The following is a 17097-nucleotide window of genomic DNA, read 5'->3' on the forward strand; positions in this document are numbered from 1 at the left end:
TTAACTGTAACATATATTTAAAAATAAATTCACCAAATTTGTACACGTTCCTGGGGATCAAGCCACATGTTATCTCCTTGCTTCACGTTAAATGTCGCAAAGAAGTCATCAAAATTTTTCACTTGTATATTGACCCGTAATTTAGCAGGACCGTGAGGATCTGATGCGGCTAGTAACTTCATATATTCTGGTCGTGCTTTCATTCGCCAAATGGCAGCCCAATTTTCAAAGAATTCAGTTGCAGAGAAGTCATCATCACGTTTAGCTGCTTCTAGTGCGGCTGCTAAACCACCTAAGTCTGCTACGTTTTCGGAAACAGTTAGGTGACCATTGACTTTTGCACCGTATGAGTCTAAACCATCAAATTGCGCAACAATTTGATCCGTCCTTACTTTGAATGACTCATAGTCCTTGTCTGTCCACCAGTTATTCAGACTACCAAATTCATCAAATGAAGCACCATTGGTATCAAATGCATGAGAAATTTCATGAGCAATCACTGCGCCAATGCCACCATAATTGGCCGAAGATGATTGTGCCAAGCTATAAAATGGTTCTTGCAAAATAGCCGCCGGAAAAACAATCTGATTTTGCTGTGGATCATAATACGCGTTAACCAAATGAGCCGGCATGTGCCATTCACTACGATCTACTGGTTGATGCCACTTACTCCAAGCATAAGCAATTTCTATCTTTCGAAATTTCAAAGCTGTTTCAAACAACGTTACATCGCTAGAAACTACTTTTTTCTTCAAGCGTTCTGGTAACTTTTCTGGATAGCCAATGTGTGGCACAATGGTATTTAACTTAGTAACTGCCTTCTTGCGCGTTTCTGTGTTTAGCCACTGTACCGACTGCAACCGATTCTTATAAACATCAATCATTGAAGCAACTTTTTCTTCAACATCAGCTTTGGCTTCAGGAGAAAATTTCTCTGATGCATAATATAAGCCAATTGCTTGGTTAAACGGGCGTGATGCAAGATAAAAGGCTGATTTTTCTTGACTCATCGCTTCAGGAAGACCACTTAATGCTCGTTGATAGACTCCTCCCAAGATGCGAATTTCGTCCGATAGATATGGTGTAAATTGATTAACCAATGCCACAAGCAGGTATGCTTTTAATAATGGCCATGCTTCTTCTGAATAAAATTGATCAGCCGCTTGCCAAAAACGTTCTTCTGGAACCACAACCATATCCGGTATCTGACCAACCAATTCATTTAAAATATCGTTTAAGGGTAACGCCGGTGATAATTGGACAAACTTTTCCCACTCATATGGGTGGTATAGCTTTGCATACTCGTGCCCCTCTTCTTGACTCAATACCACGGTCGCAACCCGTGCATCAAATGCAAGATATTTGTCAATCAAATCATTAGTTTCACTTTCTGAAAAGCCAAATTTTGGCAACAAATCCTCTTGTTCTTCACGAAACTTAGCAAGTAACACCTTTGCCTGTGGATGATCTTTAGCATAGTATGTTGTGTCTGGCAAAAGAATATCTAGACCACCCGCCCACAAAACGTTGGTACGTGCGTCCTTGAAATCAGGTTCCACACCAAACGGAAACGCATTTGGTAATCCCGCTTTTTCTAAATCAGCGATGTGTGAAGCAAAGTCAGCAAAAGACGAAAAGGATTGGTATTGCTTCAAAAATGGTCGTATTGGAGACGAACCAAGCTCGTCACGTGTTGCAAAATCAGATGCCAATCGATGATATTTCACAAAGTTATTCAAAATATCGTCATCAGGTAAATCTTGACCTTTTTGCCAGCCAGATGTCGTTTTTAGTAACCACTGCTCAATATCATCGGCTAAATCACTAAACCCACCAGTGCGAGGTTTATCAGATGGAATTACCGCCTTTTTTTCCCATTCTCCATTTATTGCCTCATAAAAATCATCTTGGATTCGAACCATTAAATCACTCCTTCTCATTTAATACACTCAATTTGTTAACAAACATTATATACTAGTTTCATTAAAATATAAAAATCGAACAATATTGCATGTTCGATTTTTATATTACTTCTGTTGTACTTTATAAGTTGCGGCTTCTTCTTCAGTTGCCAAAACAAAGTGCCCTGGATTAACTTCCAACATTGTACGTTCTTTGCCGTCTGTTTCAACACTAGAATCGTAATCAATATGTTGGCGATTATTCTCAACTTCCGGATCAGGTACCGGAATAGCTGATAATAGACTTTTCGTGTATGGATGCAAGGGGTGATTATATACGGCGTCTGCCGTTCCAATCTCAAGCAGCTTTCCCCAATGCATGACACCAATACGATCTGAAATATATTTTACCATCGACAAATCGTGAGCGATGAACAAGTAAGTTAATGAATGTTTCTTTTGTAATTCTTTCATCAAATTAACAACCTGCGCTTGAATCGAAACATCCAACGCCGATATCGGTTCATCAGCAATAATGAACTTAGGATCGACCGCAAGTGCACGCGCAATTCCAATACGCTGACGTTGTCCACCGGAGAATTCATGTGGATAACGAGAAGCATGATCTTTGTTTAAACCAACTAAGTCCAACAACTCTTGGACCTTAGCATTACGATCTTCTTTGGACTTCGCTAAATGGTTCACGTCGATACCTTCAGCAATGATGTCACGTACTTTCATACGTCCATTCAAACTAGCTTGAGGATCTTGGAAAATCATTTGTGAATCCTTACGAAATTCAGAAAGATGCTTTCCTTTTAACTTAGTGACATCTTCCCCATCAAATGTAATTGAACCAGCCGTTGGTTCATATAATTTTAAAATTGTACGACCAATTGTTGTTTTACCAGATCCAGATTCACCAACAAGGCCAAATACTTCACCTTCATAAATATCAAAACTGACATGGTCAATAGCACGAACTTCATTCGATTTACCTTTGTTAAAATACAACTGTAAATCTTTCAACTCAACCAATTTCTTTGGTGCTTCTTCGGTCATGATTAAGCCTCCTGCCCTTGTAATTCTTGCCAATGGGCCCAACGATTCAAAATTTGTCTTGGTGGGGTAACCTTAGGCGCACGTTCATCCAACAACCAAGTGGCCGCATAGTGTGTCTCACTAACTTTGAAAAATGGTGGTTCCTCACGACTATCAATTGCTAATGCGTATTGATTACGTGCCGCAAAGGCATCCCCAACAGGAGGTTCCAACAAATCAGGTGGTGTTCCTGGAATGGCTTGCAGCGATCCTTCTTCAGTATCTGTTGTTGGCATTGAATTCAACAATCCCCATGTATATGGATGTTGTGGATTGAAGAAAATTTCATCAACAGTGCCATACTCAACAATTTTACCAGCATACATAACAGCCACTCGATTGGCCATGCCAGCAACAACACCTAAATCATGAGTGATGAAAATAATGGATGAATTTGATTCTTTCTGTAGTTCTTTCATCAAGTTCAAAATTTGCGCTTGAATGGTTACATCTAAGGCAGTTGTTGGTTCATCTGCGATCAATATTTCAGGATCAGCTGCCAAAGCAATTGCAATAACCGCACGTTGTCTCATTCCACCTGACCATTGGTGTGGATAGTCATTGATGTGTTCTTCGGCATCAGGAATACCAACACCTTTCATCAATTCTAGCGCACGAGCCAGAGCCTCTTTTTCTTTCATGCCACGATGCTTAACCAATGGTTCAGCAATTTGATGACCAATTTTCATTGTTGGATCCAAACTCGTCATTGGATCCTGAAAAATCATAGCAATTTCGTTACCACGAACGTGTTGCCACTCTTCTTCTTTCAACTCTAATAAGTTTTTGTCCTTAAATATCAATCGACTATTATCAGGAATGATGGCATTCTTAGCATTTAGTCCCATTAAAGTTTTTGTTGTTACTGATTTTCCTGATCCAGACTCACCAACAATTGCTAATGTTTCACCTTCATTTAAATCAAATGAAACATCACGAATCGCCTGCACGGTACCAGCATAAGTATTGAAGTTGACGTGTAAATTTTCAACTTTTAAAATTGGATTACTCATTATACATGTACCTCTTAATCTTCACTCGCACGTGGGTCGAAAGCATCACGAAGTCCGTCACCCAATAGAATGAACGCCAACGAAATTAACACCAACATACCGGAAGGAATCAAAACTTGATAAGGATAGAATTGCAACATACTTTGTGCATCAGAAATCAGTGATCCCAATGATGCTGTTGGTGGTTTAACACCCAAGTTAATCGCTGATAATATTGCTTCAAACATAATGGCACTTGGCACTGTCATCATAATTTGAACAATAATTGTACCAGCCATATTTGGTATCAAATGTTTGATAGCAATTTTTGTTGAACTCTCACCCAATGATTTTGCGGCTAATATATAGTCACGTTCTTTCAAAGAAAGTGTCATATTACGAACTTGACGAGCCATACTCAACCAACCAGTAATGGCAATCGCGATTATAATCGATGTAACACCATTACCAAGTAACAAACCAAACATTGTAACAACAATTAGGTTTGGAACAGATGAGAGAATTTCAATGATTCGTTGCATGACAACATCGACCCAACCGCCTTTCCATCCAGAAATGACGCCATAGGTCACACCAATAACTAAATCAATGACTGTTGCCGAGATTGCAACTAATAGAGAAATGCGCATACCGACAATAACACGTTTTCCTAGTGAACGGCCAATGTTATCAGTACCAAACAAAAAGTTTTGCTTCACATTATTATCACTATATGAATCGGTCGCTTCTGTTGATCCTGGTGATTTTATTTTACCGTTCCAGCCAGGAATTGGTAGTCCAGACTTTGGTGGTAAATTTTTATATTTACCGACATTGTCAGAATCAAACGAGTTTGCGTCACTTTGCTTCACAAAAACATTCGATATAATGGCAAATCCAAGGATAAATACCAAAAACCACATTGATACAACCGCTAATTTATTTAATTTCAGACGACGCCAAGCATCCTGCCAAAATGACAGTGCTGGCTTGGAAATATGTTCGTTGGCATCAGAGCTTTGTGCGCCAACGATGACAAAATCTTCAGTATTTGCAGCCATCATGAGCCTCCTTATTGCAAACGAACACGTGGATCAACAATTGCCGTCAAAATGTCCGTAATCAGAATCATTACCATCAACATCACAGCATAAACAATTGTTGTACCCATGATAACTGGAAAATCTTTTGTAGGAATAGATGAGACGAATTGTTGCCCAATGCCTGGAATTGAGAAAATATTTTCGATCAGTGTTGATCCGGTTAACAAACCAGCAGCCATCGGTCCAACTAATGTCAAAACTGGAATCATTGAATTACGATAAGCATGTTTATTGACAATTTCTTTTTCACTAAGACCTTTAGCACGTGCCAACTGTACATAGTCTGATCCTAAAGCCTCAATCATTTCTGAACGGACAAAGCGCGTCACAACGGCGGCCGGTGTAACAGCTAATGCTAAGGTTGGCAAAACTGACTGAGAAAATGAATCCCCCCAACCAGAGACTGGAAATAGCGGCCACTTAAATCCAAATAAATATAGGAAAATAATTCCTAAAATAAAACTTGGAACCGAAATTCCTAGTGTTGATACCACACCTAATGTGCCATCAATTTTATTATTTTTATTTCGAGCTGATACTGCACCCATTAGCAGACCAGCAACAACACCGATAACCAGTGCTTGGGCACCCAGCTGTGCTGAGATTGGTAACCGTTGTCCGATTAACATGCTGACACTTTGATTTTGATATTGGAAGGATGTTCCAAAATCACCACGAAAGGCATTTACCAAATAATTCAGGTATTGTTGCCATAAAGGCAAATCCAATCCGTATGCTTTGTTTAATTGGGCAATCATTTGCGGCGTTAATTTAGGATTATTGAACGGTGTTCCTGGCATAACTTGCATCAAGAAAAACGTAGCAGTAATCACCAAGAATAACGTGAAAATCAGAAGCGCCAATCGCTTTAAAATATATTTCACCATAGTCTTGTCTTCCTAATAAATAAGAATTGACATACGTCAATTCTCATTTTGATTAAATGTAGTTTAATTCTATCATAAATTTCTTACTTACGGTAAGCGTATTTTAGATCGATATTTAGTCCTGTTGTGTTAATAATTACACCCTTAACATTTGGACGAGCCAATGAATAGCCTGAACGGAAGTAAAGTGGATTAAAGTTAGCTTGCTTATACAAAGCTGATTCAGCTTCCTTATAGTCCGCATCACGAGCAGAATCATTCAAAGCATTTGTAGTTTCTGCTCTGTTAACTGCCTTTGTGTACGCAGCATTCTTGAACTGACCGTTGTTATATGAAGAACCATCTTTGAACAGATCATAGAAAGTTGAGCCTTCAGGATAATCGCCGCCCCAAAGTGAAACAACCGCATCAAAGTTTTGCGTTTCTGAATCAGATAAACGTTGCTTGAATGGCACAAACTTTTCTTCAACCTTCAAGCCTGGCAAAGCCTTTTGTAATGAGCCTTGCAAGTAATCCAAAGTAGTTTTTGCACTGGCGCTGTCAGCATCAGAAGTAATTGTCAATGTCATGCTTGATTCACCGACTTCTTTCAAACCTTCAGCAAACAATTTAGCCGCTTCTTTAGTGTCATACTTGTAACCAGGAGCAACGTACTTTGCCAAATCTTCGCCAGAAGCCGTCTTAGCTAATCCTTGAGGTGCTAAACCAGTTGCTGCAGTTGATAGGCCAGAAGTTACTTGTTCTACTAGTTCTTTACGGTTTGTTGCCAAGTTCAAAGCTTGACGAATTTTTGTATTTGCTAGGAACTTATTTTTACCAGTTTGATTATACTCAATATAGGCTGTTGTTGCTTCAGGAGCCTTTACCTTATCTTTATTGTTCTTGTTAGCAGCATATAATTCTGGTGTTGAAATTGACGCACGGTCAAGCTTACCTTGCTTATATAATTGAACAGCTGTCTCTGTCTTCTTAACAACGGAATAGTCAATTTCCTTTGTCTTAACGCTCTTTGCATCCCAATAATTATCGTTTTTAACAAGTTTGAAATTATTATTAGTTCCATTCCAACCTTCAAACTTATAAGGACCAGAATACAGTTGCTTAGCTGAAGTTGTACCATATTTTTTACCTTGTTTTTCAACAAAGCTTTGCTTCTGTGGCATAAAGTTAGCAAAAGTCAGTAAATACTTAAACTGCGGAATTGGTCGTTCTAATTTAAATGTAATCACATTCCCTTTAGAAGTTACACCCAACTCGCTAACCTTTGTCTTGCCTGCAACAATATCATCCGCGTTCTTAACACCGGATGTCAAGTAAGCATATTGCGAAGCTGTTTTAGGGTTAACGATACGTTGCCATGAATAAACGAAATCTTTAGCAGTTAGCTTTGATCCATCTGACCACTTCAATCCATTGCGCAATGTAGCAGTATAAGTCAATCCATCTTTCGATACCTTAACTGACTTAGCCAATTCTGGAACAGTCTTACCCTTGGCATTAACACGGAGCAGGTTAGATCCGGTGTTACCAATAACTGTTCCTGAGTAAGTATCCGTATTTTTTGAAATATCTAAAGTTTGAATTTCTGTCGGAAAAGAAAACTTGAGTGTATCACTTGATGATCCGTTCGAACCACCCCAGAGACCGGCAGCACGCGTTCCAGCGCCAGCAACAACCACAACGGCTGCACCGATCGCCCATTTTTTCCATGTATCCATGAAGATATATCCTCCCGATATACTTAATATGTTGATGTTTTTTAGTTTACCATGTTAATTTCTCATTTGCAACTCATTTATATTAGATTTTAATATTTTGTTGCATTTCGTTAAAATGTCAGGAATACTAACAAAATTATACTATTAATAAGTTTTTTTGTGCTAAAAAACACCTCATTCGTCACAAAATTTTTAATCATTGCAACAGCAAAACTATAGCATGCTTAGAATAAAAATAAAAAAAGCATCGTTTTCTTACTTCACAAAAGAAATATATTAAACGCTTCACATTTCGTGTGAACCCCATTTCTTTTAAAGAAAACCATGCTTTTATTAAAAATTATAAGTTGTACTTAGGCTAAGCGACGATCAAACCACTTGGCAATTAACGATAGGCCATAATTCAACAAGAAGTATACTAACGTAATCGCAATCAGAACCGGAATGATATAAGTAGAGTTTTGTGCATAAATAATCTGACCACGATAAGTCATCTCGGCTAAGACAATACCCATAGCAAGACTTGTGTCCTTAACCAATGATATCAACTGTGAAATGATTGGTGGAATCATTTTCTTATATGCTTGGGGCAGGACAATGTAGATCATTGTCTGGATATTTGTTAGTCCATTAGCACGTGCACCTTCAAACTGTCCTTCATCAATTGATTCTAGTCCGCCACGCACAATTTCAGCGAGCATGGAAGATTCAAAAGTACTCATCGCAACAACAGTTGCCCAAAAGATAGGTAAATGAATGCCTAGCTTTGGTAAAGCAAAATAAACGAAGAAAATAATTAATAGTAACGGTAAATTACGAATAATATTATTAATTGTACCGACAAACTTAGAAAAATATGGGATACGTTCAAATTGAACAATTCCAATGATTGATCCAGCAATAAAACTTAGAATAACCGAGATAATTGATACACCAACTGTAATGCCTAATCCACCCAACAAATATTGGACGTTTTGCGGTGTAAAGGCGTCAAAAATTCCTAATGTAACCATATTGTCCTCCTTATGCTGCGTGCTTTAGTTTACGTTCGAGATTTTGCATGTAGTAGCTCAATGGCAGTGTAATTACCAAATAGAAAAGTGCCACAATGATATACGTGCTAAAAGTGTCAAACGTAGTAGCTGCAACCATATTTCCTTGATACATCAAATCCAATCCACCAACAAAGGCTAGAATTGATGAATTTTTAACCAAATTAATGAATTGGTTTCCAAGTGATGGTAGTGCTATTTTAAAGGCTTGGGGCAGTACAATGTACCGCATACTTTGATTAAACGATAATCCATTAGCACGCGCCCCTTCCATTTGTCCATTATCAACGGAAAGGATACCGGCACGAACAGTTTCAGCAATAAAAGCTGATGTATATAATGATAATGCGATGGTTCCAGCTGCAAACCCGTTCATTGGGATAACCTTAGCAACAACTAGGAAGAAGAAGAAGGTGATAATCAATAATGGAATGTTACGAAATACTTGCACATATACATTACCAATTTTTTGCGCCCATTTTTGTGGCAAAATTTGTAAAATAGCAAAGAACGTGCCCAAAATCATAGAAATGATTAGCGCAATAATACTTGATAGTAAAGTATATCCGAATCCTTGCAAGAACGTTGGGAAATTATTTTGTAATAACGTCATTATTTCGCCTCCAATTCATGCCAATCAAGTCCTGGCACATCGCTGAACCATTTCTTAATTAATTTATTATAGGTACCATTTTTCTTAATTGTTGCAAGCGCTTTGTTCGTCTCTCTAACCATTGGCCCTTGATTATTATCAAAAGCAATACCATAAGGTCCGTGGGTAAAAGTACCGCCCACAATTTGATAATCGGGGTTTTCTGTAGCAAATCCATACAAAATCGCATTATCAGTTGACATTGCCTGACCTTGGCCGGCCTTAAGGGCTTGCATACCTGTGGCATAATCCTGAACAGCTAGCAACTTGGCCTTTGGTGCAAATTTCTTTGTTTCTTCGGCAGCCGTGGTCCCAACAACAACGATGATTTTATACTTTGAATCGTTCATATCTTTAATTGACTTAATGCCTGAGTCTTTTTTAACCAGAATTGATTGTCCGGCATCAAAATATTGATTCGTAAAGTCAATAATTTTTTCACGTTCAGGTGTGATTGTCATTGTTGATACCGTACCATCAATATTAGTATTCTTCAATAATTGTATTTTTGAAGATGAAGACACTGGCACAAATTCCGCAGACATTGGAACACCGGTTTGCTTTGATATCTGAACTGTTAATGCTTTAGCAATATCAACGTCGAACCCTTTAGAAACACCAGTCTTTGTGTCCATTAAACCAAATAATTTGGTGTCAGATTTCACACCCCAAATAATTCGCCCTAATTTTTCAACACGTTGTAATGTATCTTGATGCTCTTCATTTTTCTCAGCAGCAGTAGTTGCCCACAATAAACCGAGGACAATAACAGCAGCTAAAACGATTGTGGCAATGATACCAAACTGTCTTTTTTTAGCTTTTTCCATAGTAACAGAGCGTTAATGGCTTTTATTTTCAAATATTTCATATCATAAGATACTGAAACTTCCAAAAACGCGTTTCCTCCAAATCTAAATTTTATTTGTGATCAACTTGGCTCAAGAACTGTTGAGCACGTGGTTCTCTAGGATTAGTAAAGAATTCTTCGGTTGTACTATCTTCAAGAATTTCACCGTCAGCCATAAAGATAACACGATCAGCCACAGCCTTAGCAAAACTCATTTCATGGGTAACAACAAGCATTGTCATCGATGAGTCCTTAGCAATATCACGCATAACATCCAACACATCCCCAACCATTTCAGGATCCAAAGCTGATGTTGGTTCATCGAACAACAAGGCTTTAGGTTGCATCGCTAGTGAACGAGCAATAGCTGCACGTTGCTTTTGACCACCTGATAATTCAGACGGCATATTAGCTGCCTTATCTGCCAAACCAACTTTATCCAACAAAGCCATTGCTGTAGACTTATTTTCGTCTTCACTACGCTTCAAAACTAGACGTGGTGCAAGCATCACGTTTTCCAATGTTGATTTATTATTGTACAAATTAAAGTGCTGAAAAACCATGCCAACGTTTTTACGGATACGATTGATATCGGTTTTAGGATCATGTAAATCAAATCCATTGACCAGAAGCTTACCTTCTTGTATTTCTTCTAGTCCATTAATTGCACGAATCAAAGTTGACTTTCCAGACCCTGAAGGACCGATAAGAACAACAGTCTCACCTTCATCAATTTTTAAATTAATGTTCTTCAAAGCATGAAACTTCCCATAATATTTCTCGACGTTTTTAAATTCAATCATTGACATGACTTAATTCTCCTTTTTCTGAGCGTGTACACCGCAGTGCACACGGTAGCAAAAACTAGCCTAACATAAAATCTAAAACTAGTCTCTTCTAATTACCATTTTACGCATACTTAGTCTGTTTAGTCAAAGCTGTATGTGAGGTTTTATAACAAGAAGTTATAGCCATTCACTGTGATATTTGACTTATACCGCTATCCCACTTTGTGCGCCTTGCAATCGATAAAGGTCATAATACCTTCCACGTGCTGCAAGCAGTTCATCATGGGTTCCACGTTCAACGACCTCTCCTTGATCCAGCACCAAAATTAAATTAGCATCTTTAATAGTAGAAAGTCTGTGGGCAATTGCGATCGTGGTTCGATCTTGACGCATTTTAACCAGTGAGTTCTGAATTTTTGCTTCTGTTTCCGTGTCCACGTTCGCAGTAGCTTCATCCAATATTAATATTTTAGGATTAGCTACAATTGTGCGTGCGAAACTGATCAGTTGTTTCTCACCAGCAGAAAAACTGCTTCCTCCTTCTTGTACTTTAGCTTGATACCCGCCGTCCAAATTTTCTATGAAATCGTCGGCACCCACAAATTCAGCTGCTAATTTAATTTGTTCATCCGTAAGACTGTCATTGTACATACGAATGTTAAACGCAATATCGCCATAGAACATGAATGGGTCTTGTAACACTAGTCCCATTTTGCTGCGTAATTTGTCCATCGCAATATCACGAATATCCTGACCATCAATCAAAATTTCACCTGATTGAAAGTCATAAAAACGCATTAATGTATTAATGGTAGAACTTTTTCCAGAACCAGTATGTCCTACCAAGGCAACCGTATCACCCGGGTTTGCAGTAAATGTTAAATCTTTTAGGATTGGATGACGACCATCATAGCTAAAATTAACATGCTTAAATTCAATTTTTCCATCAGTGATGTCTCCCTTAGCATTCGGGTTTTGCGCCGGAGCATAAGTGTCGTTACCGAGGATGCCAAGGATGCGATATCCTGATACTAAACCTTCTTGGAAAGGACTGAATAAATTCATAATACTTTCCAAGGGGCCAAAAATATTGTTTAAATAAGTAGTAAATGCATAAATAGCACCTGCTGAGACAACTGTTTGTATGGAAAGTTCACCAAAATACCATAAAACTAAAACCGTCGCACCACCTAACAACATGTCAATCATAGGTTCTAATAACAGTGCGTCAGCCTTGATCATTTTAAAACGAGCATTAAAGTACTCACCATTAATTTTGCCGAATTCTTTTTTAAAGCGATCCTCTTGATAAAATTCTTGAATGATATCAATTCCGGTGACACTTTCAGCAATTTTAGCATTCAATGCCGACAAACGTTCGCGCATATGGCGAAATAGTCGTGATGAAAAGCGTTGATAAATGATAATACTAGCCACAATGAATGGTACAACAATCATCATAAGGAGGGTTGCATGCACATCAATTGTCCACATGCCAATATAGGCACCAATCATACTCATCACAGCAAAGGTAAGTTGCATAAAGAATCGCCAAAAATCTGTCAACGATGCCGTATCATTATTAACCCGTGTTACCAGTGAACCCGCAGGCATTTCATCGAAAAATTTCATACCCAATGTGTGTAACTTTTGAAATACGCGTAATCGCATATCTTCTAAAGCATATTCACCAGCCACAGTGAAATAGTAGGCATTCAAAGCATCTGTCACAGCTTGCAACACGCGAATAACTGCCACAAAAACAGCAAAACTAATCGTAATTCTCAGCGGAACACTGCTTGTTTGATGCAAATAAGTCGTCATATAGTAAGCAATGACTCGTGGTGCAGCAGCTTGTAATAGCGCAAAAGCCGCGCCAATTACAAGTGCCACGATAAACATTGACCGAAACGGTTTTGCCATTTTAATCAACGTCCAAATAACATGCAGTTGTTCTCTAACAGGAATATTTTTTGCCCAAACAGAATTATTTTTTTCTGTCATCATCATCCCCCTTTCCCTCTAAGTTTTGTTGAAACGTTGTTGCTAATTGTTGTTGCTCATACATTTGGGCATACCATCCTTGTTGCGCAATCAGTTCTTCATGTCGACCACGTTCAGCAATTTCACCGTGGTCAAAGACTACAATTTCATTAGCATTCATCACGGAACTAATTCTGTGAGCAACAATAACCGTTGTTTTCTCTTGCCGGGTAGTTTTTAAAGTATGCAATATTTGTTTTTCCGTCCGTGCGTCGACGGCCGACAAAGCATCATCTAAAATTAAAATTTCTGGATCGATAATTAAGGCACGAGCTATAGCCAATCGCTGCTTCTGACCGCCCGATAAACTTACACCATGTTCGCCAACTTGTGTGTCGTATCCCTCCGGAAAGTTCAGGATATCTTCATGTAAGGCCGCCATTTTAGCAGCACTTTCCACTTCCTCTTGTGATTTATTGACATCAGCAAACCGGATATTATCTCTCACTGTTGTTGAAAACAAAAAATTTTCCTGCGCAACATAGCCAATCGCTCTGTGATACACACTTAATTTATAATCTTTAATGTTTTTACCAGCAAAACTAATTTGACCAGTATAACCATCAAACTGGCGCAGCAACAGCTTGATTAAGGTTGTTTTACCAGCACCAACACGCCCAACAATACCGACAGTTTCGCCAGCACGAATATTCAATGAAATATCTTTCAAAACTTCCGATTGATCATCTGGATATTTAAACTGATCAATCCGAATAGCAACATCACCATGTGATATGCTATCGTAGCCCTGCTCATCTTCAATAATTGATGATTTTTCAGATAAAATTTCTTGGACACGCATATATGAAGCATTACCACGTTCCAATACGTTAAACAACTGCCCTAAACCAAACATCGGCCATACAAGTAACCCTAAATAAGTTGAAAATGAGACAAGCTGCCCAATTGAAATTGAATCATTCAATACCAACGACCCACCATAAGTAATCATCACAACATAACTAATTGTCATCACCAGCGTAGCCATTGGTCCAAACAAGGAGTCAATGGCGGCTACCTTTTTATTGATCTGAATCGTCTTTTGTATTTCCTCATCAAAAGCATCAACATCTTGTTTTTCTTGCCCCAATGTTTTAATAGCTTTAATTCCAGCTATCGATTCTTGAGACTTGTTTGATAATCGTGAAAAGGCTTCTTGAGATGATGTGAATGCACGTCGCATTTTAGGTGATAAATACCAAACACCGGCCGCCAATAATGGTAAAGGTAAAACACCAATCAACGTCAAACGCCAATCAACCACAAGGGTCATTGAAATAACCGTAAAAATAATAATAACAATCGAATCAACTAGCATCAGTACGCCACCAGATGCCACTCTCTGCACTGCTGACAAATCGTTCGTCGCATGTGCCATTAAATCTCCCGTACGTCGACGCTGATAAAATGTAGTATCCATTTTCAAATAGTGATCAAACAATTGTTGCCGCAATGTTTTTTCTAATAGTGCCGAACCTTGGAAAATATGTGTAATCCACGTATAACGAAATATGTACATCAACACAGAAAAAAGCAAAATACCACCAGCATAGAAAAATAGCTGATGCATCGTCATTTGTCGGGATACTATCACATCAGTGAAACGACCGATTAACGCTGGGGACACCATTTGTGATACTTCTGTCAGAAACAAAAAAGTGAGCCCCAACATATATAGTCGTTTGTGCTCTTTAAAGAACCACATTAATTTGCCAAAAATAGTCATAAGATTCTCCCAGACTGTATAAATCTCCATAATTCATTAAATCTATCTAAATAATATACCATATTTAAAAAGATTTTTTATATTTTATTCATATAAAATTAATTAAAATTACCATCGCACTGCTAACAAACCACACAGTACCATATATAATGTGCTGTTTTGGATTTAAGTTCATCACGCCAGCAAATTCTCTCAAAAACGCTATACCACGGTACGGAAACTGCGTGTACCCTCCTCGACCTTGCGCATTAACTCCTTGTTTTTTCGCGAGTAAAACACCACGAAAAACATGATACTCGCTTGTATAAAATGTGAATGAACTGTTAGTTAATTTAGCACTATTCCTCAAATTTTCATATGTATTTCTAGAATGTTCTTCCAATATTGTCTTTTCACAGGGAACATTTAGTCTTTTTACAGCAAAGTCTCTCATAGCTTCTGCCTCAGAAACTAATTCATCTTTCCCTTGACCACCCGAAAAAATGATAGTTGGATACTCTGACATTTTGGTTGCATCTTTAACAGCTGCCTGAATACGATTACCAACAATTCGACCAACATATTGTCCATCAACTAACCCACCGCCTAAGACAACAATCGGACCATGGATTGGTCGTTTAACCACCAATCCATACAAGATACTACTGCTAATAAACTGTAAAAATTGCCAAAGAACGTACAGTGACAACCATGGGATAACAACGAGAATGGGTTTTAAAGATATTGGAAACCCATCATTCAGAAGCCAAATGCCAATATCAGCAATAGCATACACAAGCAACACTAGTGGAAAAACTAACTGATGCAGGCTATGTTGCCATTTACGCCAACTTTGAAAACTGTGATAGGCCAGTGTAATCACCAAAAACAGACCCGCAATATTCCCCCATTTAACGAACAGCTTAGCTTCATTAATTATATGAACAACTGATATACTTGGAAACTGAATCACCTGCAGACCAATAAATAAAAAAATCACAATAATCAATACATAAAATCCCAGTCGTAAACTTGCCGGGTTAATCCTGATTTGATGCCAAAGTAGCCAAGAAAACATACTTGTAGCTAAAGTTAAAATTGTTAGAATTGCTATCATAAAGCTATTGTAACACGTTGCTTTTACACATAGTTGTGCCACCGCTTTTTGAGATATAAAAAGAGCGCTGAACGCTCTTAAAAAAATTTATGCTGTGATAAACTTATTTGCTGCGTCTTCTGGGACTCTGACCAAGTCTAAGTCAACAAGACGTTCTGCAATTTGCACTGTATTCCAAGCAGCACCTTTAAGCAGGTTATCTGAGACAACCCACATATGGAAACTATCATCATTTTCCAAATCGGGACGCACACGGCCGACGAATGTTTCGCGTTTTCCTTCGGCATTAATTGGCTGTGGGTACAACTGTTCCTTTGGATTGTCTTCCAAAACAACACCTGGGGCTTCACTCAGAATCGCTTGAATATCAGCGGCTGTCGCTCCTGATCCGGCATCCGTTTCAAAATAAACAGTCTCGCCATGACCAATAGGAACAGGTACCCGGACCGCAGTTGCTGTCACTTTAACTGCTTTAGAATTTTTATCACCGAACATAATTTTTTTAGTCTCATGAATCATCTTCCATTCTTCATGAGTGTAACCGTCTTCTTCAAAAACATCTATTTGTGGCAGTAAATTATAAGCTAGGGGATAATGATGCTTAGCACTTTTAACCGGCAAAATCTCAGCATGCATTTCTTTACCAGCATTGTGGGCATCAGTTTCTGAAACTAGCTCTTGCCATGCAGATTGTCCCGCACCAGAAGCAGCTTGATAAGTTGACACGATAACACGTGTCAAACCATATTTAGCTTTAATGGGCGCTAGAGCAACAACCATTTGAATCGTTGAACAGTTAGGGTTGGCAATAATTCCTTGGTGTTGTTTCAAATCTGCTTCATTAACTTCAGGAACAATTAACGGGACATCATCATTCATTCGCCATTGGCTTGAATTATCAACAACCACAGCGCCGCGTTTCACAGCTTCGGGTGCAAATCGTGCTGAAACTGAACCACCACCGCTAGCCAAAACTAAATCAACCCCATCAAAACTTTCTGGAGTTGCTTCCTCAACAACCACGTCTGTACCTTTAAATTGAAGTGTCTTACCTGCTGAACGTGACGAAGCAAGCAATTTTATATTCTTCACGGGAATCGTTGATTGCTCTAATTGTTCAATAAGTCGTGTGCCCACAGCACCTGTTGCGCCAAGAATGGCAACACTATATTCTCTAGTCATTATCTTCTC

The 17097-nt window shown here is 38.5% G+C and carries 14 protein-coding genes; all 14 read right to left on the bottom strand.

Annotation, left to right across the window (positions count from 1 at the left end; all coding sequences use genetic code 11):
- Positions 1-29: 29 nt before the first annotated feature.
- The gene (locus RHP56_RS09550) at positions 30-1922 is read right to left on the bottom strand and encodes a M13-type metalloendopeptidase (RefSeq protein WP_102753595.1); all 1893 of its coding nucleotides are present in this window, start codon (positions 1920-1922) and stop codon (positions 30-32) included.
- A 105-nt stretch (positions 1923-2027) separates the two neighbouring features.
- Complete coding sequence (locus tag RHP56_RS09555; protein WP_102753534.1) at positions 2028-2963, bottom strand: ABC transporter ATP-binding protein; 936 nt, start codon at positions 2961-2963, stop codon at positions 2028-2030.
- A gap of 2 nt (positions 2964-2965) precedes the next feature.
- Positions 2966-4015 carry an ABC transporter ATP-binding protein gene (locus RHP56_RS09560; protein WP_011680474.1) on the bottom strand — a complete coding sequence of 350 codons (1050 nt, stop codon included), beginning with the start codon at positions 4013-4015 and terminating at the stop codon, positions 2966-2968.
- A gap of 14 nt (positions 4016-4029) precedes the next feature.
- On the bottom strand, positions 4030-5055 hold the full coding sequence (locus RHP56_RS09565; RefSeq protein ID WP_011680475.1) for an ABC transporter permease: 1026 nt from the start codon (positions 5053-5055) through the stop codon (positions 4030-4032).
- Between the two features lie 11 nt (positions 5056-5066).
- Positions 5067-5984, bottom strand: a complete 918-nt coding sequence (locus tag RHP56_RS09570; RefSeq protein WP_011680476.1) for an ABC transporter permease — start codon at positions 5982-5984, stop codon at positions 5067-5069.
- Positions 5985-6067: 83 nt separating this feature from the next.
- Entirely contained in the window at positions 6068-7702 is a 1635-nt protein-coding gene (locus tag RHP56_RS09575; protein ID WP_096638760.1) for a peptide ABC transporter substrate-binding protein, read from the bottom strand.
- Positions 7703-8055: 353 nt separating this feature from the next.
- Positions 8056-8715: an amino acid ABC transporter permease gene (locus RHP56_RS09580; protein WP_011680478.1), complete on the bottom strand. Its 660-nt coding sequence runs from the start codon at positions 8713-8715 to the stop codon at positions 8056-8058.
- Positions 8716-8725: 10 nt separating this feature from the next.
- Complete coding sequence (locus tag RHP56_RS09585) at positions 8726-9367, bottom strand: amino acid ABC transporter permease (protein WP_010288921.1); 642 nt, start codon at positions 9365-9367, stop codon at positions 8726-8728.
- Positions 9367-10233, bottom strand: coding sequence for a transporter substrate-binding domain-containing protein (locus RHP56_RS09590; protein WP_102753535.1), 867 nt, complete (start codon positions 10231-10233; stop codon positions 9367-9369). Before RHP56_RS09590 ends, RHP56_RS09585 begins: the two co-directional genes overlap by 1 nt.
- 91 nt (positions 10234-10324) lie before the next feature.
- A complete protein-coding gene (locus RHP56_RS09595; protein WP_462794696.1) occupies positions 10325-11062 on the bottom strand; it encodes an amino acid ABC transporter ATP-binding protein in 738 nt (245 codons plus the stop codon).
- A 183-nt stretch (positions 11063-11245) separates the two neighbouring features.
- The gene (locus RHP56_RS09600; protein WP_011680480.1) at positions 11246-13045 is read right to left on the bottom strand and encodes an ABC transporter ATP-binding protein; all 1800 of its coding nucleotides are present in this window, start codon (positions 13043-13045) and stop codon (positions 11246-11248) included.
- A complete protein-coding gene (locus RHP56_RS09605) occupies positions 13029-14810 on the bottom strand; it encodes an ABC transporter ATP-binding protein (protein ID WP_084014667.1) in 1782 nt (593 codons plus the stop codon). The genes RHP56_RS09600 and RHP56_RS09605 overlap by 17 nt, the downstream gene beginning before the upstream one ends.
- Before the next feature lie 88 nt (positions 14811-14898).
- Positions 14899-15906, bottom strand: a complete 1008-nt coding sequence (locus tag RHP56_RS09610; RefSeq protein WP_102753536.1) for a YdcF family protein — start codon at positions 15904-15906, stop codon at positions 14899-14901.
- 87 nt (positions 15907-15993) lie between these two features.
- Entirely contained in the window at positions 15994-17088 is a 1095-nt protein-coding gene (locus RHP56_RS09615) for an aspartate-semialdehyde dehydrogenase (protein ID WP_038534140.1), read from the bottom strand.
- Between the last annotated feature and the right edge of the window lie 9 nt (positions 17089-17097).

Source organism: Leuconostoc sp. C5 (assembly GCF_056530425.1).

What these genes read in the sequence shown, in the direction of transcription:
- RHP56_RS09585 (WP_010288921.1), bottom strand. Translation starts at nt 9,367, where the DNA reads ATGACGTTATTACAAAATAATTTCCCAACGTTCTTGCAAGGATTCGGA.
- RHP56_RS09575 (WP_096638760.1), bottom strand. Translation starts at nt 7,702, where the DNA reads ATGGATACATGGAAAAAATGGGCGATCGGTGCAGCCGTTGTGGTTGTT.
- RHP56_RS09550 (WP_102753595.1), bottom strand. Translation starts at nt 1,922, where the DNA reads ATGGTTCGAATCCAAGATGATTTTTATGAGGCAATAAATGGAGAATGG.
- RHP56_RS09615 (WP_038534140.1), bottom strand. Translation starts at nt 17,088, where the DNA reads ATGACTAGAGAATATAGTGTTGCCATTCTTGGCGCAACAGGTGCTGTG.
- RHP56_RS09595 (WP_462794696.1), bottom strand. Translation starts at nt 11,062, where the DNA reads ATGTCAATGATTGAATTTAAAAACGTCGAGAAATATTATGGGAAGTTT.
- RHP56_RS09590 (WP_102753535.1), bottom strand. Translation starts at nt 10,233, where the DNA reads ATGGAAAAAGCTAAAAAAAGACAGTTTGGTATCATTGCCACAATCGTT.
- RHP56_RS09580 (WP_011680478.1), bottom strand. Translation starts at nt 8,715, where the DNA reads ATGGTTACATTAGGAATTTTTGACGCCTTTACACCGCAAAACGTCCAA.
- RHP56_RS09560 (WP_011680474.1), bottom strand. Translation starts at nt 4,015, where the DNA reads ATGAGTAATCCAATTTTAAAAGTTGAAAATTTACACGTCAACTTCAAT.
- RHP56_RS09600 (WP_011680480.1), bottom strand. Translation starts at nt 13,045, where the DNA reads ATGACAGAAAAAAATAATTCTGTTTGGGCAAAAAATATTCCTGTTAGA.
- RHP56_RS09570 (WP_011680476.1), bottom strand. Translation starts at nt 5,984, where the DNA reads ATGGTGAAATATATTTTAAAGCGATTGGCGCTTCTGATTTTCACGTTA.
- RHP56_RS09555 (WP_102753534.1), bottom strand. Translation starts at nt 2,963, where the DNA reads ATGACCGAAGAAGCACCAAAGAAATTGGTTGAGTTGAAAGATTTACAG.
- RHP56_RS09605 (WP_084014667.1), bottom strand. Translation starts at nt 14,810, where the DNA reads ATGACTATTTTTGGCAAATTAATGTGGTTCTTTAAAGAGCACAAACGA.
- RHP56_RS09610 (WP_102753536.1), bottom strand. Translation starts at nt 15,906, where the DNA reads ATGATAGCAATTCTAACAATTTTAACTTTAGCTACAAGTATGTTTTCT.
- RHP56_RS09565 (WP_011680475.1), bottom strand. Translation starts at nt 5,055, where the DNA reads ATGGCTGCAAATACTGAAGATTTTGTCATCGTTGGCGCACAAAGCTCT.